The sequence below is a fragment of the Pasteurella atlantica genome, from assembly GCF_963693435.1.
Taxonomy (GTDB): domain Bacteria; phylum Pseudomonadota; class Gammaproteobacteria; order Enterobacterales; family Pasteurellaceae; genus Phocoenobacter; species Phocoenobacter atlanticus.
This window is the reverse complement of the sequence record NZ_OY856306.1, coordinates 2,019,054-2,041,331: the sequence shown is the minus strand read 5'-3', so window position 1 is coordinate 2,041,331 and position 22,278 is coordinate 2,019,054. Positions and strand designations below refer to the sequence as shown.

Here is a 22,278-nt window from a genome sequence, read left to right as displayed (position 1 = left end):
GAAATAAGAGACAAAAAAGAGATAAGAGTATCTCTAAATGTTGTCCCCATCGTCTAGAGGCCTAGGACATCGCCCTTTCACGGCGGTAACGGGGGTTCGAATCCCCCTGGGGACGCCATTTAAAGATATTTATTATCTTATTGTTCTTTAAAAAATTGGAAACAAGCTGAAAACTGAAGACTTTCAAGTTCAGAAGACAGAGTGCGGAAGACAGATGACAGGAATTAAAACTGTAATTTGTTAAAGTGGCTGTTTTTTGAGAAAAAGTCTGAGTAAGAAACTAAAAAATAGTATGTTGAACAAAAGCAACATATGAACTTGAGTTGTTTAATGTAACAACGTTAGGTTTTCTTTAATTTAAGAATACTTGAGGTTGTATGGTTAAGTGACTAAGCGTACACGGTGGATGCCTTGGCAATCAGAGGCGAAGAAGGACGTGCTAATCTGCGATAAGCTTGGAAGAGTTGATAAGAAACGTGATAATTCCAAGATTTCCGAATGGGGAAACCCAATAGGTGAAGAACCTATTATCAATGACTGAATACATAGGTCATTGAAGCGAACCGGGAGAACTGAAACATCTAAGTACCCCGAGGAAAAGAAATCAACCGAGATTCTGTGAGTAGCGGCGAGCGAAAGTGGAAGAGCCAGTTAGTTTTAGCATTTGTATTAAGAGAATGAGTTGGGAAACTCAATCATAGAGGGTGATAATCCCGTATCTGAAAATGCAATTGTGGAACTAAGCTAACGATAAGTAGGGCGGGACACGTGATATCCTGTTTGAAGATGGGGGGACCATCCTCCAAGGCTAAATACTCCTGATTGACCGATAGTGAACAAGTACTGTGAAGGAAAGGTAAAAAGAACCCCTGCGAGGGGAGTGAAATAGAACCTGAAACCGTGTACGTACAAGCAGTAGGAGCAACTTCGTGTTGTGACTGCGTACCTTTTGTATAATGGGTCAGCGACTTATATTTTGTAGCAAGGTTAACCGAATAGGGGAGCCGTAGGGAAACCGAGTCTTAACTGGGCGTTTAGTTGCAAGGTATAGACCCGAAACCCGGTGATCTAGCCATGGGCAGGTTGAAGGTTGGGTAACACTAACTGGAGGACCGAACCGACTAATGTTGAAAAATTAGCGGATGACTTGTGGCTGGGGGTGAAAGGCCAATCAAACCGGGAGATAGCTGGTTCTCCCCGAAATCTATTTAGGTAGAGCCTTGAGCGGACACCTTTGGGGGTAGAGCACTGTTTCGGCTAGGGGGCCATCCCGGCTTACCAACCCGATGCAAACTCCGAATACCAAAGAGTGATACTCAGGAGACACACGGCGGGTGCTAACGTTCGTCGTGAAGAGGGAAACAACCCAGACCGCCAGCTAAGGTCCCAAAGTCTATATTAAGTGGGAAACGAAGTGGGAAGGCTTAGACAGCTAGGATGTTGGCTTAGAAGCAGCCACCATTTAAAGAAAGCGTAATAGCTCACTAGTCGAGTCGGCCTGCGCGGAAGATGTAACGGGGCTCAAATATAGCACCGAAGCTGCGGCATCAGAATTTATTCTGTTGGGTAGGGGAGCGTTCTGTAAGCGGATGAAGGTGAATCGAGAGGTTTGCTGGACGTATCAGAAGTGCGAATGCTGACATAAGTAACGATAAAACGAGTGAAAAACTCGTTCGCCGGAAGATCAAGGTTTCCTGTCCAACGTTAATCGGGGCAGGGTGAGTCGACCCCTAAGGCAAGGCTGAAAAGCGTAGTCGATGGGAAACGGGTTAATATTCCCGTACTTGTAATAACTGCGATGTGGGGACGGAGAAGGTTAGGTTATCAGGGTATTGGATATCCCTGTTTAAGCCGGTAGGTGGGAATTCTAGGCAAATCCGGAATTCTGAATAACACCGAGAAGTGATGACGAGGCTCTAAGGAGCTGAAGTAACTGATACCACGCTTCCAGGAAAAGCCACTAAGCATAGGTTATTATAAATCGTACTGTAAACCGACACAGGTGATCAGGTAGAGAATACTCAGGCGCTTGAGAGAACTCGGGTGAAGGAACTAGGCAAAATAGCACCGTAACTTCGGGAGAAGGTGCGCCGGCGTAGATTGTAGCCCTTTACGGGTGAAGGTTGAACCGGTCGAAGATACCAGCTGGCTGCAACTGTTTATTAAAAACACAGCACTCTGCAAACACGAAAGTGGACGTATAGGGTGTGATGCCTGCCCGGTGCTGGAAGGTTAATTGATGATGTAATCGAAAGAGAAGCTTCTGATAGAAGCCCCAGTAAACGGCGGCCGTAACTATAACGGTCCTAAGGTAGCGAAATTCCTTGTCGGGTAAGTTCCGACCTGCACGAATGGCATAATGATGGCCAGGCTGTCTCCACCCGAGACTCAGTGAAATTGAAATCGCCGTGAAGATGCGGTGTACCCGCGGCTAGACGGAAAGACCCCGTGAACCTTTACTATAGCTTGACACTGAACCTTGAATTTTAATGTGTAGGATAGGTGGGAGACTTAGAAGCAGTAACGCCAGTTATTGTGGAGTCAACCTTGAAATACCACCCTTTAACGTTTGATGTTCTAACGAAGCGCCCGAAACGGGTGTTCGGACAGTGTCTGGTGGGTAGTTTGACTGGGGCGGTCTCCTCCCAAAGAGTAACGGAGGAGTACGAAGGTTTGCTAATCACGGTCGGACATCGTGAGGTTAGTACAATGGTATAAGCAAGCTTGACTGCGAGACGGACATGTCGAGCAGGTACGAAAGTAGGTCATAGTGATCCGGTGGTTCTGAATGGAAGGGCCATCGCTCAACGGATAAAAGGTACTCCGGGGATAACAGGCTGATACCGCCCAAGAGTTCATATCGACGGCGGTGTTTGGCACCTCGATGTCGGCTCATCACATCCTGGGGCTGAAGTAGGTCCCAAGGGTATGGCTGTTCGCCATTTAAAGTGGTACGCGAGCTGGGTTTAGAACGTCGTGAGACAGTTCGGTCCCTATCTGCCGTGGGCGTTGGAGAATTGAAAGGGGCTGCTCCTAGTACGAGAGGACCGGAGTGGACGCATCACTGGTGTTCCAGTTGTTTCGCCAGAAGCATTGCTGGGTAGCTACATGCGGAATAGATAAGTGCTGAAAGCATCTAAGCACGAAACTAGCCTTGAGATGAGTTCTCCCAATCTATAAGATTGTAAGGGTTGTTTGAGACTAAGACGTAGATAGGCAGGGTGTGTAAGCGTTGTGAGACGTTGAGCTAACCTGTACTAATTGCCCGAGAGACTTAACCATACAACACTCAAGTGTTTTTGTTTCAGAAGACAGAGGACGGAAGACAGAAGACTGTAAGGTTGGAGTTTGAAGTTTAAGAAAGTTAAAGTAGAAGCTTGTTTTTAATTTAAAGAATGAAGAAAAGATTAGATATAAATATCGACAGATTTTCCTGATGGCCATAGTGCAACGGAACCACCTGATTCCATACCGAACTCAGAAGTGAAAAGTTGTAACGCCGATGGTAGTGTAGGGTCTCCCTATGTGAGAGTAGGACACCATCAGGGTTTTATAAGAAGAAAGAGCCGTAGCTAGAAATAGTTACGGCTTTTTTGTATTTAAAAGGCAATGAAAAATAACAATGACTTATCAATTTTTGTTAAATAATTTGAACTACGAAACTATTAAAAAATAAGCAGTTATATAACCCATATCTTAACAATTAGAATTGTGTTAAAATTCTTAGTATTACTTAAAATTAGATTAGAAAAAATATGAGTGACGTATTTATTATAGACTCCCACTGCCATTTAAATTCACTAGATTATGAAACTCGTCATAAAGATGTTGATGAGGTACTTGAAAATGCGAAAAAATGTGGCGTGCAACACGTGATTTCAGTATGCACGACATTGAGTGATTTTGAAGAGATGAAAGCCTTAACTTCTCATCGTGATGATGTGTCGTTATCTTGTGGAATGCATCCCCTGAATATTGATGATGAACCTTTCGAGATACAAAGATTAATACAACTTGCTAGTGATCCCAAAGTGGTGGCAATTGGTGAAACTGGCTTAGATTATCATTACACCCCAGAAACTCGTCATTTACAGTTATCTATTTTTGAACAACATATTGATGTTGCTAATCAGTTATTAAAACCCTTGATTATTCATACTCGTTCTGCACGTGAAGATACAATGAGTTTATTAGAAAGTCGCTATGCTGAAAAATGTGGAGGTGTATTACACTGTTTTACGGAAGATTATGCAATGGCAAAGCGAGCATTAGATATCGGCTTTTATATTTCAATTTCAGGTATTATTACCTTTAAAAATGCTGAAGAATTGCGAGATGTAGTGAGAAAATTACCTCTAGATCGTCTGCTTATTGAAACGGATTCTCCTTATCTTGCTCCAGTTCCTTATCGAGGAAAACCTAATCAACCCGCTTATGTTCGAGAAGTTTGTGAGTACATTGCAACATTAAAAGGTATTTCAGTAGCAGAACTTGCTGGCATTACCACAGAAAATGTGCAAAAATTATTTAAAATCTAACCGCCTGTTTTAATATTTAATGAGGATAAATTATGAGAGCAATATTTAAATATTTCTTTATTTTAGTGACACTATCTTTGCATATTGTGTTAGTCGGTAGTATAAACTATGCTTTTCCTAGTTATGAGGAAACCATTGTGACTGGAATGGAAGCAAAACGTGTCGATAAAGATGGTCCAATTAGCAAATCAAATCCTGCTGATGGACAAATTCGAGATGCCTATTTTATTTTTACAGAAAATCCTGATACAAAAAAAATTATGGTTTATCGTAATGAAGATACGGGTTGGGGACTACCTTTTTACTTCAAATTTAATTCTGCTGATGTACAGGCTAAAGCACAAGCTTATGCAAATGATAAACAGCTTGTACAAGTAAAATATTATGGTTGGAGAATTAATATGTTAAGTGAATTTAGAAATATTATTTCCATTAAACCATTAGCAGAAGCTGAAAAAGTGCCTCGTCCAATATTTAGTTATATTTTATATGTATTGTTGTTACTTACTTTCTTCATATCAGTACAAATGATAAGAGGTTGGTTTGATAGCGAAAAATAGTTAAAATGCAAACAAAAAAATAGTCGCAATTTAAACTGTGGCTATTTTTATGGTTTTAATTAAGATTGATTATTATTCAATATTTGTTATACTTGCTCCGAATGTTTCATATTAACTCTTAGTAAGGAAAAATTATGTTAAAAAAAACAACTCTTGCAATTACTATTGCTTTAGCAACTTCATTAACAACTATCCCAACTATTGCTCAAGCAGAATCTTCTCAACAAGTAATTGTTAATCAAAATGCGAACGCTTTCTTAGATGGCTATGCAAAAATGGCTGAGCAGCTTTACACAAAAAGTTATCAAGATGCGATTGAATTACAAAAAGTGATCAAAGCATTTGTTAAAAATCCAACGGAAAAAACATTACAAGATACTAAAGATGCGTGGCTTAAATCTCGTGATAGCTATGGTGTCACTGAGGCTTTCCGTTTATCAAATGGTCCTATCGATGCAGAAGAAGGCTGGATTGCAGATGCTTATGGTAACCTTGAAGGTCAGATCAATGCGTGGCCACTAGATGAAAATATGATCGACTACACTGTGGATGCAGAAGGTAAAATGACCAAAGGAAACATTATTGATTCTAAAGGTGCATTTACTCCAGCAGATGGTGGTGAAAAGCCAACACCTGTAAATGTTGATAAAATTACTGTTACAACTATTACAGACTTAAATGAAAATGGTGGTGAAGCAAACGTTGCATCTGGATGGCACGCTATTGAGTTCCTATTATGGGGACAAGATCAAGACTATCAGAATATGGTTGTTGATAATGTGACTAAAGGTCCTATGACAGCAGGGCAACGTCCAATTACTGACTTTACTACAGATGAATTTGCACAACGTCGTTTAGACTACCTTGTTGCTGCTGCTGACAAATTAGTTGCTGATATTGATTTAGTAAAAAGTGCTTGGGTTGAAAAAGTAAAAGGTCAAGATGGCTTATATCGTGCAGCTTTATTAGGAAAATTAACAGGTAAAGATGCAGATAAAAACATCGATCAAAAAGAAGCATTAAAACAAATTTTTGCTGGTATGGGTATGTTTATTAAATCTGAATTAGCGAATGAGCGTATTGCGGTTGCTGTATTAACGCCTTCTGAAGAAGATGAGCATTCTTGTTTTTCTGATAATACTCACAAAGATATTGAAGATAACTATTTAGGTTTCAAATATCTATTAACAGGTAAAATCGATAATAAACAAGTTGGTTTTAATCTATTAAGCCAAGTGTCAACGGATGAGCGTAAAGACATTGAAATGCTAATTGCTAAAATTGAAGAACGTATTGCTAAAATTAATGAATTAGCGAAAACTAAAATGCACTTTGATTACCAAATTCATCCAGAAAATAAAGAAGAAGCGAAAAATATTGTTCGCTTGAAAAATGACCTACGTAAACTCGGTGATAAAATGATCTTAGTTGCAAAAGCAATGGGTGTTTCTTTAACTGCTGAAGATGTAACAGATTCAGAAGAAACTAAACTATAATTTGCTACTAATCAAAAAACAGTTAGTTTATAACTAGTAATGAGAATAAAAAGCAGTACAATTCTAGATGGAATTGACTGCTTTTTTTATTAAGTTATTCAATGTGTTAAATTTTATTTTCGGTTGTTAGAATAGGTTATATATGTCTTTACATCACTATAATTTTTTATCTTTAATTATTGCAATCAATATTGGATTGCCAAATTTTGGTTTTGCTGAGCATTCAACCAGTATTGATCCTGAATTATTAAATCCTATTGTAAGTCAAAAAAAAGAAAAAGATCCTGAGCGTTGGTTTGAAACTAAAAATTCACGAAATACTTTTCCGTTAAAACATCAAATTAATGGATTAGATTATGATGAAGAAGATCTTTTTACAATAGGGCGTTCTTTTTTTACAATTCCTTGGGTGGCTGCACCAAGTGCTACAACAGCACGAGATGGTTTAGGTCCTTTGTTTAGTGCCAATACTTGTGTAAGCTGTCACGGTAAACGTAACTTTGGGTATATTAAAAATGAACAAGGTCATATTAACCGTGCTTTAGCATTTAAATTTGTTAATTTATCAAAAACATATGATTTTAATCAAACTTTTAAAGCACAATATACCGATCCTATTTATGGTGGGCAACTTTCTATTAATGGTAATTCAGGTGCACCTTTTGAAGCTAAGCCTCAGATTGAATTTGAAACAAGGGTTGAGCAATTTGATGATGGAACAAAAGTAACGTTGCAAAAACCGATTGCTACTATTTATAATGAAAATTATGGCAAACTCGCCCCTCAAACACATATTAGTTTACGAATGGCACCAATGCTTGCAGGGATGGGATTAATTGAAGCGCTTACTGATGAACAAATCATTGCCAATGAAGATCCTAATGATCGTGATAATGATGGCATATCTGGTCGAGTAAATTGGGTTTATCATCCTTATACACATCAAAAAATGGTTGGTCGCTTTGGTTTAAAAGCTCAAGCTCCAACCCTTGCTGTACAAACAGCAGATGCAGCAGCCCACGATATGGGATTAACAAATCGTTTCTTCCCAAAAGAAAATTGTATGAAGGCACAAACAGAGTGCTTAAATGCACCAATCGGACGTCCATCTCCTGAAGGATTATTAGACTTACCCGATTTACGTTTAAAAGGGATTGCGTTTTATGTCGCTCATTTAAAAGCACCGAAACAACGACCAAAAGACCAGTTTGTAGAAGGTTATAAATTATTTAATGATTTAGGTTGTATCTCTTGCCATAAAGAAAATTGGACAACACCTTCTGGCATCGCATTTTCACCTTTTAGTGATTTTCTAATTCACGATATGGGAGAGGGATTAGCAGATAAACGTAATGAATATACTGCACAAGGTGTTGAATGGCGAACCCAACCATTATGGGGATTAGGCATTAAACTAAGAGCAAAATTAGGACTGCTTCACGATGGACGAGCCAAAACGATTGAACAAGCGGTATTCTGGCACGATGGTGAAGCGAAAGAAGTGAAAAAGCGATTTAAAGCCTTACCAAAAGAACAACGTCAACAACTTATTGAATTTTTGGAGAATTTATAATGAAAAATTATGTAAAAAAAAGTATCGGAATGTTGCTTTTCTGTATTCCAAGTCTTGTTTTTGCAAATAATGTAGAAAAAGAGACCGCTATATTAAGCTCAATTTATGATAATGTGATTGTAAAAGATACCCGTAATGCAAAACAATCTTGCGATCTTTTCTTAACGGATTTAACCAAAAATCAATCCCAAGATCGTTATCAACAAGATTTTAAACGTCTTATTTTAAACTGGAAAAAAGTAGAAGCTAATTACATTGCGGCAGATATGAATGCTGATTTAATTGATCTACCTACTTATTTAGATATTTTCCACTTAGGTAATGAAGAAATTTCAAAGAGTATTTTACGCCTATTAGAAGGAAATCAAGATCCACAAATAGCTCTTTTTAAAAATTCGTATAAATCGTTTACTGCCCTAGAAACTGTTTTATATACCAAAGGTGAATGGACAGAAAGACGCACACAATTCGCAAACATAATGGTGGATACAATTTGTGAGCGTCTCTCTGAAATTGATGAATTCTACACCACCAATAAAGCTCAGTTTATAAAAGATCCTAATAACGCAATTAAAATGTTGATTGATGTAATGGCAGATCGTGTATTTAAACTTAAAGATTGGCGATTAGGTGATCCTGCGGGAGTTACCAGTAAATATAAAGGTAATCCTGAACCGATGCGTGCAGAATATCCTTTAAGTCAGCTCAGTATCGAAGCAGCAAAAGCAATTATTGATGCTCAGCAATCTTTAATCGGTAAACAAAAATTTGATAATTTTGCAACACTGTTACGCTTAAGAGGGTTAGATAAAGGGGTAACGACTGCTCAACATCATTTAACAAAGATCAGTAATCAATTAGCAAAATTAAATAATTTTAATGCTCAAGATATTAAACCAATAATGCTAGATTTAGCACATTTATATTTTACCTACTACACAACTATTTTAGAACAGCTTCCTATTGAAGGTAAAATTTTAGAAGCTGATGGAGATTAAACTTTATTTCTTTACGGTATAAAAATGGATATTATTCAAAGCTATTTTTTAAATCCAAATCAACGAGTGTACTGGCTATATTTAGTCAGCACACTTTGTTTGATCTTGATTTATGGTATCTTTGTTTATTTTGTAAGCGGTAAGATTATTGTAAAAAAATGCAAATTAAACACTTACTGGTGTCACCCAAGTGCTATTTTGGATTATATTTATTTCATCTTAAATACCTTGATTAAAGTCTTTATTTTGGCACCACTTTTAATTTCAGCAAAAGAAATCGCGATGTGGGTTTTAAAGGGATTACTTTATCTCAAACCTGATATGATGTATTCCATTCATTTACCTAATATTGTCATTATTGCGATTTATTCATTAAGTCTTTTTATCGTCAGTGATTTTACTCGCTACTGGTTACACCGATTTTTACATACCATTCCACTATTATGGGCATTTCATAAAGTACACCATAGCTGTGAAGTTTTAAATCCAATTTCGTTTTATCGTATTCATCCTGTTGAAAACCTATTGTTTGGCATTCGCTATTCACTTTCAACAGGTTTAGTGACGGGGATTTGCCTATGGCTATTTGGTGCAAAACTAGGTGTTTGGACAATTTTAGGTTGTAATGCTTTTATTTTTATTTTCTTACTATTGGGAGCAAATCTTCGACATTCACATATCTATTTTTATTATCCAAAATGGATAGAACGTTTTTTTATTTCACCAGCACAACATCAGCTACACCATACCGCTAAATTTTCAAATAAAAATTACGGGGGATATTTAGGAATTTGGGATTTTATTTTTGGTTCGTGGCAAAGTGCAGCTGAAATAGAAAAACCTCAAAAATATGGTTTTCCTGAAAAAATGGCACAACCATATAGAACACTTGGAGGGTTACTTTATCAACCTTTTCTCGATATTTTAAAGATGAGGAAAAAACAATGAAAAATAAAAAAAATATATTCACACTATTGATACTTGCGACATCATTAAATTCAGCTTATGCCTTAGATAAACAGACTAATGCATTGATTAATAAAGATAAGCAAGTACTCGCCAAAATAGAACTGGGAAAAAAACTCTATTTTGATACAGCATTATCCTTAAATGGCACACTTTCCTGTGCAACTTGCCATTCCCCAACTAAAGGCTTTGTTGATATGCGTACCTATAAAAATGGTGCGATTGTGGCATTGGGGGATGACGGACATTCAAAAGGTAACCGCAATGTACCAACGGCAAGTTATGCCGCATTATCCCCAGTTTTCCATTTTGATAAAAAACAAAAAGAATGGACAGGAGGGCAGTTCTGGGACGGACGGGCTGATACCCTTGCTGAACAAGCAGGAGGACCACCACTCAACCCTGTTGAAATGAATATGCCAAATAAACAAGCAGTTATCGAACGATTAAAAGCAAAACCTTTTTATCAAAAAGCCTTTACACAATCTTATGGTAAAGATATTTTTGATAATACAGAGAAAGCGTATACAGCAATGACAGACGCAATTGAAACCTTTGAAAAGAGTCAAGAATTTAGTCCATTTGATTCCAAATATGATCGTTTCTTAAAAGATGAATATGAACTGGATGTATTGGAAGACTTAGGTATGACGCTATTCTTCTCAAATGATAACGTCAGTTGTTCAAACTGCCATAAACTTTTTCCAGAAGGAAATAAACAAGAAATTTTTACGAATTTCCAATATCGCAATATCGGAACACCTAAAAATCTTGAGTTAATTGAAATGAATAATTTAGGTGATAACTTTGTTGATAAAGGCTTAGCAGAGAATACCAAACTAAAAGATCAACCAAATCTAAAAGAACTGGAAGGCAAGTTTAAAACCCCAACATTACGAAATGTTGCCGTTACAGGACCTTATATGCACAATGGTGTCTTTAAGCATCTCAGAACAGTGGTTGAATTTTATGATAAATACAATAACAAAGAGCGTGTCTTAAATCCTGAAACAGGTAAAGCGTGGGGAGAACCAGAAGTGCCAGCAACAGTAGATCTAGATGATCTTAGAGCAAAACGAATGACCGACCGCAAAGTAGAAGCTCTAGTTGCCTTTATGAAAATGCTTACAGATAAACGCTACGAACCAATGCTAGAAAAACAAGATAAAGAAGAAGCGTTATTTTGGAAGAAAAAGAAAGAACAACAAAATAAATTGCAGCTAAAATAGTAGATTTAACTTATAAGCGTAATATTGCTTAAAATAACTCAGAAGGAGAGTAAAATCCTCGTTGTTTTTTAGAGCGATGATTAAGCTCTCGTTCTGCTTTATTTAACTTTTTTGACTAACTTGATATAAATTTATTTTTTGGAAAATATAGTGGCTGATTGGCAGATGTTAGTTTGGGTATATCAACCTATATTTTGAGACGTAGATTACTACGTCTTTACGTGATTTTTCTTTATATATCAACCCTTTCCAATAACCAAAGACAAAATCCCAGCCGCAATCAATGGACCAACAGGAATACCACCAAAGAATGCGACACCTAACACTGTTCCAATCATTAAGCCTGTAATCAAAGGTGGGTTGTTGGTCATTAATGGAATACCACGTCCGCCAAGCCACGCAACAACAATACCCACAACAATAGCACCAACCATTTTAAAATTTAAAAATTCATTAAGTGGTGGTAAGGCAATCCTACCTGAAACCAAAGGGGCTAGCACGCCGATAGTTAAAATAATAATCCCTATTTTTAGTCCATATTTATCCGCATCAGGAATATATTTAGAAAGTAGGGTTTGTTGCATAATCAACAAAATTGCTGCAGAAATGGTAACAGGGGTATTTTGGCTAAATAATCCGAGAAGAATTAATATCGCTAAAAGGAGAGCAATGGCATTGAGTTGTAGGGACATTTGAAAACCTTTAAAAATAAACTCCCTTTTTATTATAGTGAATAAAAAGGGAGTGAATAAAGATGAAAAGTTAAGGTGCAACCATTACCATTGCATCACGAATGACTCGGTCATTTAATTTATACCCTTTTTGTAACACAATACTAATGTGGTTTGATTCAATACCTTCTACATCTTTTTGTGAGATTGCTTGATGCATTTCAGGATTAAAGGCTTCTCCTACTTCACCAAAAGCTTGTACTCCGTAGCGATTTAATACAGAGGTTAATTCTTTATGCGTAAGTTCAACACCTTCAATTAGTGGTTTAATAGTTTCATCAACACCTTCTAAAGTTTCTAATGCACGCTCTAAATTATCAACCACGTTTAATAAGTCTTTTGAGAATTTTTCTAAAGCAAATTTATGGGCTTTTTCGACATCTTGTTCGGCACGACGGCGAGTATTTTCATTTTCTGCTTTGGCACGTAACAAAATATCTCTTTCTCGATTATTTGCTTCTGCAATATAAGTTTCTAATTCAGTAATACGAGTTTGTGCAATGGCTAATTCATCAATACCTAAACTTGGTTCATCTTGAATTTCAATACTTTCTTCTATCTGTTCGTTTTCTTGTTGTAATTCTTTTTGTTGTAGATCTTCTGAGATTTCAATTTCTTGTTCAGGTTGATTATTTTCTGTTTTATTCGTCATTTTATATCCTTTAAATTAAAGTAAAGTTAAATATACACAAGCAATATAGTAACACATTTAAATAATTCAAGACAAAATTGAAAATTTAGTGTATTTTATTGTCGTTATTTTATACTTTTTATTGACATAAATTACTAATCTCTTTAGAATTCCCCCACCTAACAACTCAATCAATTCTCATTCTCATTTATAAAGGTGTAAATAAAAATGAATAAAAATGACAATTTTCATATAAGTCTTGAAGAAATCAATAATACGGTTTCAATTCCATCACGAAAAAAAGGTTTTTTCGCTAATCTGGCGGCATTCTCAGGTCCAGGGGCATTAGTTGCTGTGGGGTATATGGATCCGGGTAACTGGATTACCTCTATCCAAGGGGGATCAGTGTATGGTTATCTATTACTTTCTGTTATCTTGCTTTCAAGTTTAATCGCAATGCTTTTACAAGCAATGTGTGCGAAATTAGGTATTGTAAAAGGAATGGATTTAGCCCAAGCCACAAAAGCAATGGTTGGTCCTAAAATGGCAAAAGTGTTGTGGATAACCACAGAGCTTGCGATTATGGCAACCGAAATTGCCGAAGTTATCGGTTCAGCCGTTGCGTTGAATTTATTATTTGATATTCCATTGCTAATGGGTGTGTTGATTACTATTGCCGATGTATTCTTACTCTTAGTGTTAATGCGTTTTGGATTTAGAAAAATTGAGGCGTTTGTCTTTATTCTTATTCTCACAATCTTCACTATTTTTGCGTATGAAGTTGCCTTAGCTCAACCTGATTTAGCGGCTACGTTAAACGGCTTTATGCCACAAACTAGCATCTTTACTGAACACGTTGCAGGGCAAGATTCAGCATTAGTGATTGCATTAGGTATCGTGGGTGCAACGGTTATGCCACATAACTTATACTTACACTCATCAATCGTACAAACACGTCAATATGATAGAAATGACCCAGCAGATCTTAAACACGCACTTAAATTTGCGACTATTGATTCAAATATTCAATTAGGTTTCTCTTTCATTATTAACTGTTTACTCTTATTACTTGGTGCATCATTATTCTTTGGAAATGACCCAGAACAATTAGGTAAATTCACGCAGTTATATGACGCATTGAAAAATCCTGAAATTGTAGGACCTATTGCAAGTGGTACATTAGCGTCATTATTTGCGGTTGCATTATTAGCATCAGGTCAGAACGCAACGATTACAGGAACGTTAACAGGTCAAATCGTAATGGAAGGTTTCATCAACTTACGTGTGCCACTATGGGTACGTCGTGTGGTCACTCGTTTACTTGCAGTATTGCCTGTGATCATATGTATTATGATTTGGGGTGATCGTGGTGATGTGGTTGAATCATTGCTTATTTACTCACAAGTATTCCTATGCGTAGCATTACCAATTTCAATGATTCCATTAATCAAGATTACTTCAAGTAAGAAAGAAATGGGTGAATATGTAAACTCAAAAATTGTTACTGTACTTGGTGTGATATCTACAGTGGTATTGGTTATCTTAAATATGCAGCTCATTTATGAAACATTAGCGACACTATTTTAATTGAAGACTTGATATCAGTTAAAGAAAAATAAATCACCAGTCATTTAAAATTGCTGGTGATTTTTTTTGTAGACTTTGATACATTAAGGTCTATAGTAATTCTTAAATTATTTAAGTGAGTATAAAATGAGAAAGGAACATAACTTTCACCATATCGCCATTGTTGGACAACCTCGTCGTAATGCTGCTTTAGAAACACATTTGGCAGTATATAATTGGCTTAAAGACCGTAATTATCAAGTTTCTGTTGAAACGAGTATTGCGACACAATTAAATTTACCTTCAGCTTTAACCCTTGAAGAAATTGGACAACAAGCTAATTTAGTGATTGTGATTGGGGGGGATGGTAATATGTTGGGCGTTGCTCGTGCATTGGCAAAATATCAAGTTCCTCTTATTGGTATTAATCGGGGTAATTTTGGTTTTTTAACAGATATTACTCCTCAAACAGCTTTTGAGCAGCTTTATAGTTGTTTAGAGAGAGATGAATTTATTATTGAAGAACGTTTTTTATTAGAAGCCCATATTGAGCGTAATGGTAAAATTGTTGAAAGTGGTAATGCATTGAATGAAGTGGTTATTAATCCTACTCAAATTGTGAAAACAATGGAATTTGAAGTGTGTATTGATGGAAAATTTGCTTTTTCACAGCGTTCTGATGGAATGATAATTGCCACTCCAACAGGATCAACGGCTTATTCGTTATCTGTTGGTGGTCCTATTCTTACCCCAAATATGGATGCAATGGCATTAGTACCAATGTACCCTCATACTCTTTCTGCTCGCCCTTTGGTCATTGATGGAGACAGTGAAATTTCCTTACGTTTTACAGAAAATAACCAAGATGAATTGCAGGTAAGTTGTGATAGTCAAGTGTATCTGCCTTTTTCAAGAGATGATCGCATTATTGTTAGAAAAAGTAGTGATCGTATTCATCTGCTTCACTTGAGTGATTATAACTATTTTTCTGTATTAGGATCGAAATTAGGTTGGTTGAATAAATTATTCTAATAATTTATAGATACAATGCCATTACGATGGCATTTTCTTTGTTACCATTAGTGGTTGGATAATAGTTTTTGCGAATATCCACTTCAACAAAATCTAAGTGTTGATAAAGTTGAATTGCTTTTCGATTACTTTCTCTTACCTCTAACCATAGAGTAATAATACCTTGTTGTTTTAATTGCAAAATTAATGAATTAAGTAACCGCTTACCATAACCTTTCCCTTGAAATTCTGGATCAACGGCAATATTAAATAATGTGGCTTCATCTAAGGTTTTATAACAAATCGCAAAACCAACAATCTGATCTTCCTCGATTAGTTTTAGATTTAAATAACGCTCACCTTGATTATTAAGTAATGTGCCTTTTGACCAAGGAACAGGGTGTGCCTTTTGTTCAATTTCAAATAAAAGATCAAAATCTTGAGATTTAATATTCGTAATCATAATTATACTATTTGTTGTGAAAAAGGTTCTATTTGTTGCCAAAATTGACGTTTATTAATTGAAATGGCAAGATCTTGCCAACTTCTATTTTCCCAAATCGTTAAATTTGCAAATTTTTGAGTTAATGTGACCGCTTGTTTCTCATTTTGAATAATCCATAAAATAGGATGATGATCAAAACTTAATCGTAACGATTGTTCAAAAGTCACCCATTGATATTGTTGTTTTGAGAATTGTAGACTTAATAAAATATCTTGAAATAGTCTTGTTTGTTGATATTCATTTTCACATATTACAATGAGTTTCACCTCTTTTGAAAGACGAATTTTTGCATCACCTTTTAAAACTTGTGGTTTTGTTAACACCCATTGAGTGATATTCATCTCTTGTAATAGTAGATCTCGTCGGTTCATTGTAATTCCTCATAAAAATCATTGGGGAATGGTAGCAAAAGTCGGTACAATGGGGAAATATTATTTATATAAATATTAAAAAATTAATAGGGTAACCGCAAACTTTTAATTATTGATTTTTTTAAATTAATAGTAATAATATTTTAAAAGGGTCAAAAAATTTCCCCCCACCCTAGCCCTCCCCCGCAAGCGGAGGAGGGAATTTTTAGTGTATGTTATTATTCCTCCCTCTGCTTGCGAAAGAGGGGATTTGGTTTATGTAACCATTCTTTCCTCTTCTTGCGGGGAAGAGAAGGAACCATTCTTTCCTCTTCTTGCGGGGAAGAGAGGGAACCATTCCTCCCTCCGCTTGCGGGGGGAGGTTAGGAGGGGGGGCGATGACTTTACTTAGAAAAAATTAAAGGAAAATAAAATGCTATCAAGTGAAAGTGAAGTATTATCACGCCATTTAGAATTGTTTGAAAATAAAAATATATTGCTATTTGGATATATGCAAGATCAATTTGCAAAACAAATAAGCTCACGAGCTAAAAATATTGCTGTTTTTAGTAGTTATTTTGATTTTGTCACTCAAAATAAGAATATAGAATTTGGTATAGAATGCCATCAACAAGCAGATTTAGGGGTGTTTTACTGGAGTAAAAATAAACAAGAGTGCCAATTTCAGTTATTGCAATGGCTTTCAACCACTCAAGTGGGGCAAGAATTATTGATTATTGGAGAAAATCGCAGTGGAGTACGCTCTGTTGAAAAAATTCTTTCACCCTTTGGGAATATTGCTAAAATTGATTCTGCTCGTCGTTGTGGGTTATATCATTTTGAATTAACTCAGTTACCAGATTTTAATTGCAAAAACTTCTGGAAATCATACCGCTTATCTATTGCTGATTTGACCATTTTCACGTTACCAGCAGTATTTAGCTCAGCAGAATTAGATATGGGATCAAAATTATTGCTTTCTACCTTTAACAAAAACGACAAAGTAAAAGGTAAAACCTTAGATTTAGGTTGTGGAGCAGGGGTGATTGGGGCATATTTAAAGCAGCTATTTCCTAAAATAAAACTCACTATGTCAGATATTCACGCAATGGCATTACAATCAAGTGAACGTACCTTAAAAGAAAATCATTTAGAAGGGAATGTGGTGGCGAGTAATGTTTTTTCACATATTGAAGAGCGTTTTGATTTAATCGTTTCTAACCCCCCTTTTCACGATGGGATAGATACGGCTTATACAGCAGTTGAAACCTTAATTACAGAAGCAAAAAAACACCTTAATCGTGGTGGTGAATTACGAATTGTCGCCAATAGTCATTTACCTTATGCTGATTTATTAGATAACCTCTTTGGTTCACATAAAGTATTAGCGAAAACCAATAAATTTAAAGTGTATTCAGTTAGAACGTAATTTAGACAGTTGTAGAGTTATCGTTAAATTGAGCAAAATTTTGTGATCTAGCTCTCAATAATTTATTTTTAAATAGCGTAAAATTACACTCCCTTTATTTTGTATGTACAAAAGGAGTTCTAAAATGAAAACAACCTTAAAGCCATTGGCTTTTATTACCCTTGCAATGTTTGGTACAGCAAGTGCTGAAACTTTAGATTTACGTATTATTGAAACCACTGATTTGCATACCAATATAATGGATTATAACTATTATCGTGATAAACCGACAGCAGATTTAGGTTTAGTACGTGCTGCTTCTTTAATTAAAAAAGCACGTTCTGAAGTTAAAAATAGTGTGTTAGTAGATAATGGGGATTTACTTCAAGGAAGCCCTATGGGGGATTACGTTGCTGCTACAGGTATTAAAGAGGGAGCAATTCATCCTGTTTATAAAGTAATGAATGAATTAAATTACGATGCTGCAAATATTGGAAACCACGAATTTAATTATGGATTAGATTTCTTAAAAACATCCCTTAAAGGTGCCAATTTCCCTTATGTAAACTCAAATGTTTTTGATGCAAAAACAGGTAAACATTTATTTACACCTTATATTATAAAAACACATAAATTTAAAGATCAGAATGGTAATGAACAAACCATCAAAATTGGTTATATTGGTTTTGTACCACCTCAAATTTTAGTTTGGGATAAGAAAAACCTTGAAGGAAAAGTAGTTGTTAAAGATATTAAAGCAACGGCTGAAAAATTAGTCCCTGAAATGAAAGACAAAGGTGCGGATGTTATCGTGGCTATTCCTCATTCTGGAATTTCTTCTCAAAAACATACTTTAAATGCTGAAAATTCCGCCTCTTATCTGGCTGATGTGAAAGGGATTGATACCATTGCATTTGGTCATTCACACGCCATTTTCCCAAGTCCTGATTATGCAAATATTGAAAAAACAGATGTTAAAAACGGAACCATTAATGGCGTTCCTGCTGTAATGCCGGGGCGTTGGGGAAGCCATATTGGGGTAATTGATTTAACGCTTTCTAATGATTCTGGTAAATGGCTTGTGAAAGAGGGACAAGCACAAACCCGTGCAATTTGGAATAAAAAAGAACGTAAAGCACTGGTTGAAGGTGAGCAACATTTACGAGATGTGATTAAAGAAGATCATAAAGGCACCCGTGAATTTGTTAATCAACCAATGGGTAAATCTGATGCACCAATGTATTCATTCTTAGCATTAGTACAAGATGATCCGACAATACAAATCGTTAATTTAGCACAAAAAGATTATGTAGAACGCTTTGTACAAGGTGATCCAAATTTAGCGAATATTCCTGTATTATCTGCGGCTGCTCCCTTTAAAACTGGAGGACGTAAAAATGATCCAACTAATTATACGGAAGTGGAAGCGGGTAAATTAACCTTTAGAAATGCGGCAGATTTATATCTTTATCCAAATACATTAGTAGCATTAAAAATTAATGGTCAAGAGTTAAAAGAGTGGTTGGAATGTTCAGCAGGGATGTTTAATCAAATAGATCCAACGAATAAAAATGAGCAAGCTTTATTAGATTATGATGGTTTTAGAAGTTATAACTTTGATGTGATTGATGGTGTAAATTATCAAATTGATGTCACTCAACCAAAACGTTACAACGGCAATTGTCAATTACAAAATCCGAAAGCAGAACGTATTGTCAATCTGACTTATAAAGGTAAAGCAGTTAAACCAACTCAAGAATTTTTAATTGCAACAAATAATTATCGTGCTTACGGTGGTAAGTTTGCAGGAACGGATAAAGCACATCTTGCTTTCTCATCACCAGATGAGAACCGTAGTATAGTTGCTGATTATATTCGTCGAGTTTCAAAAGAAAAAGGACAGATTTCACCATCAGCAGATAATAACTGGCACTTTAAACTGATTAATTCACCTGATTTAAAATTAATGGTAGAAACCTCACCAAGTGAAAAAGCGAAAAAATTTGTGGAAACAAATAGTCGCTACCCAATGAAAGCAATGGGACTTGATGAAAATGGCTTTGCTCGTTATTACATTGATTTAAGTCGTGAAAAATAAATGTTAATATTATTGGTGCATAAATATATTGTAGACAGGGCATACCCTGTCTATATATGAAATTTGTAAATTTTCGATTTGATCTACTCGCTATATTTATGCCCAATAATATTTTGTGAGGATTTTTATATCGAGCAACGGGCGGATATTCGCAAACTAACCTTTGCCAATTCGCCCCTAAGTTAATTAATTTAATTTGTCTATTTCTACCAGCTCATTTAGAATAGTGTTCTATAATTTAATCAAAAGGGGAATGAAAAATGCACTCAACCATTCAAGATATTTTAGATACCGTAAAATCTGATGCTTTAACTTGTCAGCAAAAAGGAATGTTACTGGCTAATATTGCTGAACGATTAATCAATCCAAAAGAGCTGTTAGGTTATACTGAAGAAGAATATAGCTATATTGAAAATCATATGATTTGTGATTTGAATGAAGGCTATGCGATTTATCGTCCACGCTACATTTTGCCTGATTATAATGTGTATATACAAAAAGGGTGTCAGTTCTTAGATTTACCTGTTCCAACAAGTTTAGATGAAGTATTAGATGGTTTATTGATTATTTATTCTCACGTACCATCAATTACGACTTTCCCTGTCTATATCGGTCGCCTTGATCTATTACTTGATCCTTTTATCACTGATGAAGAACAAGATTACATTAAAATTAAACGTTTCTTAAATCACGTGGATAAAACTGTCCCAGATTCTTTCTGCCACGCTAACGTTGGACCAGTGGATACCAAAGCAGGACGCTTAATCTTAAAAGCAGTGATTGAGCTTGAAAACCCAACCCCGAATATGACGATTCGTTATGACAAAGCACAAACTTCCCAAGAATTTGCTGAGCTTGCAGCGAAAGCCTGTTTATTGGTATCAAAACCGTCTTTTGCGAACGACCCGTATTATAAATCAGAACTCGGCGAAGCCTACGGAATTGCAAGTTGTTATAATGCCTTACCTGAATGTGGCGGGGCTTATACTCTCACTCGTTTACGTTTGGGTACAATCGGACGTGCGTGTAAAACCGTTGATGAAATGGTCAATCACTTATTACCAAAAGTAGCAAAATTAGCCCTTTCTACAATGGATAAACGCCATAAATTCTTAGTGGAAGAAAGCAATTTCTTCAAAACCGATTTCTTAGTCAAAGAAGGCTTTTTAGAACCGCATAACTTTACCAGTATGTTGGCAATCGTTGGTTTAGCTGATGCCACCAACCATTTATTACAATGCGAAGGCATTGATGAAACCTTTGGACAAAGTGAACGTGGTGAAGAAATTGCCACTGCCATTATGGATAAATTAGAAGAAATCACCAACGCTCACAAAGGTGTTTATGTAGAGCGTACCAACGGACGTTATCTACTACACGCTCAAGTCGGAGCAAGTATTAATGAAGAAGATAAAGCGAACAACCCTGCACACCGAATTCGTGTAGGACAAGAGCCGTCATTATTGCCACACTTAAAACAATCCGCCCCTTATCATAAATATTTCCCATCAGGTACAGGAGATTTATTCGCCTTTGATCAAACTTACGTTGATCACTTAGATGCGGTCGTGGATATTATTGATGGAGCCTTTGCTAACGGCTATCGCTATATCACAACTTATCTTAAAAATACCGATTTAATCCGTGTTACAGGCTATCTTGTGAAGAAAAGCGAAGTAGAAAAATTCCGTAACGGTGAAGCGGTTATGCGTGATACTACTTGGTTTGGTAGTGGTACAGATGAATGTGCACAGGTGTTTGATCGTCAATTACGAGATCAAAAAGACGTAAATGCAGAGTAAAACACAATTACTTAGCGAAATTACCCTCCCTCTACATCGGATTATCCCCTTTTCAAATGTAGAGGGAGTGGGCAATCGTACTAGTATTTTTCTGCAAGGTTGCAAGCTAAATTGTTTGTATTGCCACAATCCTGAAACTATTCCACGCTATACTGATGAAAGTAAAAAGGTCAGTTTAAATTATCTATTCCAACAAGTAATGGATGCGGTACCTTTTATTCGTGGTGTAACAGTTTCAGGGGGTGAGCCGACCATCCATCATAAAAAATTGGTGCCATTATTCAATGCCTTAAAAGAGCAAGATTTGACCTGTTATTTAGATAGCTGTGGTTTTTTTGATTTTGAAAAAACCAAAGAGCTGATTGAAGTTACCGATAAATTTTTATTTGATCTCAAAGGGATAGGCGACGGTTTGCAAAGTTTATGTTTTGATCGTAAAAATCGTGAGGGCAAAGTTTATCCTGAAAGAATAGCGATAACGGATCATATCAAGCGGTCAAATTTAGATCGAAATTTACAAAATTTAGAAAAATTACTCAAACTTAACAAAATAGAAGAAATTCGCCTTGTAATGATCAACGGTTTTTTTGATGAAAAGCGATTGATTAAAAAAGTGGCTGAATTAAACCCACCAAAAGAAGTTATTCTCAAAATAATCCGAGTGCATAATAAAGGCACAAGAGATCCCGAAGGGTTAGCACCTTATATTCCAACTACCGATGAAATAGATGATCTCACTAACTATGCCAAACAGTGCGGATTTGAGAAAGTAATAACGATTTATTAAAAAGACACATTCCTTATTTGTGATAAAAA

17 protein-coding genes, 1 tRNA gene and 2 rRNA genes are annotated in these 22,278 nt (G+C 36.0%); 16 read left to right on the top strand and 4 right to left on the bottom strand.

The features are described from left to right. The first annotated feature begins 42 nt into the window (after positions 1-42). The 10 genes from U9966_RS09405 to U9966_RS09360 all read left to right on the top strand — a co-directional run bounded on the left by U9966_RS09405 (position 43) and on the right by U9966_RS09360 (position 11,360). Positions 43-118 (top strand) — tRNA-Glu (locus U9966_RS09405). A gap of 261 nt (positions 119-379) precedes the next feature. Continuing rightward, positions 380-3,282: ribosomal RNA gene (locus U9966_RS09400) — 23S ribosomal RNA — on the top strand. A gap of 150 nt (positions 3,283-3,432) precedes the next feature. Further along, positions 3,433-3,548: ribosomal RNA gene (rrf, locus tag U9966_RS09395) — 5S ribosomal RNA — on the top strand. Between the two features lie 207 nt (positions 3,549-3,755). Next, positions 3,756-4,538 carry a TatD family hydrolase gene (locus tag U9966_RS09390; RefSeq protein WP_306347723.1) on the top strand — a complete coding sequence of 261 codons (783 nt, stop codon included), beginning with the start codon at positions 3,756-3,758 and terminating at the stop codon, positions 4,536-4,538. 32 nt (positions 4,539-4,570) lie between these two features. Continuing rightward, positions 4,571-5,098 carry a DUF1523 family protein gene (locus tag U9966_RS09385; protein ID WP_306347724.1) on the top strand — a complete coding sequence of 176 codons (528 nt, stop codon included), beginning with the start codon at positions 4,571-4,573 and terminating at the stop codon, positions 5,096-5,098. A 134-nt stretch (positions 5,099-5,232) separates the two neighbouring features. Beyond that, positions 5,233-6,594, top strand: coding sequence for an imelysin family protein (locus tag U9966_RS09380; RefSeq protein WP_306347725.1), 1,362 nt, complete (start codon positions 5,233-5,235; stop codon positions 6,592-6,594). Positions 6,595-6,736: 142 nt separating this feature from the next. Then, positions 6,737-8,167 (top strand): di-heme oxidoredictase family protein, encoded by a 1,431-nt coding sequence (locus U9966_RS09375; protein ID WP_306347726.1) that lies wholly within the window; start codon positions 6,737-6,739, stop codon positions 8,165-8,167. Next, positions 8,167-9,165 (top strand): imelysin family protein, encoded by a 999-nt coding sequence (locus U9966_RS09370; RefSeq protein ID WP_306347727.1) that lies wholly within the window; start codon positions 8,167-8,169, stop codon positions 9,163-9,165. Before U9966_RS09375 ends, U9966_RS09370 begins: the two co-directional genes overlap by 1 nt. A 24-nt stretch (positions 9,166-9,189) precedes the next feature. Continuing rightward, positions 9,190-10,113, top strand: a complete 924-nt coding sequence (locus U9966_RS09365; protein ID WP_306347728.1) for a sterol desaturase family protein — start codon at positions 9,190-9,192, stop codon at positions 10,111-10,113. Continuing rightward, on the top strand, positions 10,110-11,360 hold the full coding sequence (locus U9966_RS09360; protein WP_306347729.1) for a cytochrome-c peroxidase: 1,251 nt from the start codon (positions 10,110-10,112) through the stop codon (positions 11,358-11,360). Before U9966_RS09365 ends, U9966_RS09360 begins: the two co-directional genes overlap by 4 nt. A gap of 239 nt (positions 11,361-11,599) precedes the next feature. Here U9966_RS09360 and U9966_RS09355 read toward each other — a convergent pair whose 3' ends face one another. Both U9966_RS09355 and grpE read right to left on the bottom strand, forming a co-directional pair. Beyond that, positions 11,600-12,052 carry a DUF441 domain-containing protein gene (locus U9966_RS09355; RefSeq protein WP_306347730.1) on the bottom strand — a complete coding sequence of 151 codons (453 nt, stop codon included), beginning with the start codon at positions 12,050-12,052 and terminating at the stop codon, positions 11,600-11,602. Between the two features lie 70 nt (positions 12,053-12,122). Then, entirely contained in the window at positions 12,123-12,743 is a 621-nt protein-coding gene (grpE, locus tag U9966_RS09350) for a nucleotide exchange factor GrpE (RefSeq protein ID WP_306347731.1), read from the bottom strand. Positions 12,744-12,950: 207 nt separating this feature from the next. Between grpE and U9966_RS09345 the strand changes: the two genes are divergently transcribed. Further along, complete coding sequence (locus U9966_RS09345) at positions 12,951-14,309, top strand: Nramp family divalent metal transporter (protein WP_306347732.1); 1,359 nt, start codon at positions 12,951-12,953, stop codon at positions 14,307-14,309. 126 nt (positions 14,310-14,435) lie between these two features. Then, positions 14,436-15,320, top strand: a complete 885-nt coding sequence (locus U9966_RS09340) for an NAD(+) kinase (RefSeq protein ID WP_306347733.1) — start codon at positions 14,436-14,438, stop codon at positions 15,318-15,320. A gap of 4 nt (positions 15,321-15,324) precedes the next feature. Here the strand turns inward: U9966_RS09340 and rimI are convergent, their stop codons facing one another. Further along, complete coding sequence (rimI, locus tag U9966_RS09335) at positions 15,325-15,762, bottom strand: ribosomal protein S18-alanine N-acetyltransferase (RefSeq protein ID WP_306347734.1); 438 nt, start codon at positions 15,760-15,762, stop codon at positions 15,325-15,327. A gap of 2 nt (positions 15,763-15,764) precedes the next feature. Further along, positions 15,765-16,175: a DNA polymerase III subunit psi gene (locus tag U9966_RS09330; RefSeq protein WP_306347735.1), complete on the bottom strand. Its 411-nt coding sequence runs from the start codon at positions 16,173-16,175 to the stop codon at positions 15,765-15,767. A 412-nt stretch (positions 16,176-16,587) separates the two neighbouring features. On the opposite strand from U9966_RS09330, the gene rsmC reads away from it, so the two are divergent. From rsmC to U9966_RS09310, 4 genes are all read left to right on the top strand, one after another. Beyond that, positions 16,588-17,583: a 16S rRNA (guanine(1207)-N(2))-methyltransferase RsmC gene (gene rsmC / locus U9966_RS09325; protein WP_306347736.1), complete on the top strand. Its 996-nt coding sequence runs from the start codon at positions 16,588-16,590 to the stop codon at positions 17,581-17,583. A gap of 103 nt (positions 17,584-17,686) precedes the next feature. Beyond that, positions 17,687-19,660 (top strand): bifunctional 2',3'-cyclic-nucleotide 2'-phosphodiesterase/3'-nucleotidase, encoded by a 1,974-nt coding sequence (locus U9966_RS09320; protein WP_407675174.1) that lies wholly within the window; start codon positions 17,687-17,689, stop codon positions 19,658-19,660. A 260-nt stretch (positions 19,661-19,920) separates the two neighbouring features. Then, complete coding sequence (locus tag U9966_RS09315; RefSeq protein ID WP_306347738.1) at positions 19,921-21,462, top strand: YjjI family glycine radical enzyme; 1,542 nt, start codon at positions 19,921-19,923, stop codon at positions 21,460-21,462. Continuing rightward, complete coding sequence (locus U9966_RS09310; protein ID WP_306347739.1) at positions 21,452-22,249, top strand: radical SAM protein; 798 nt, start codon at positions 21,452-21,454, stop codon at positions 22,247-22,249. Before U9966_RS09315 ends, U9966_RS09310 begins: the two co-directional genes overlap by 11 nt. Positions 22,250-22,278 lie beyond the last annotated feature (29 nt).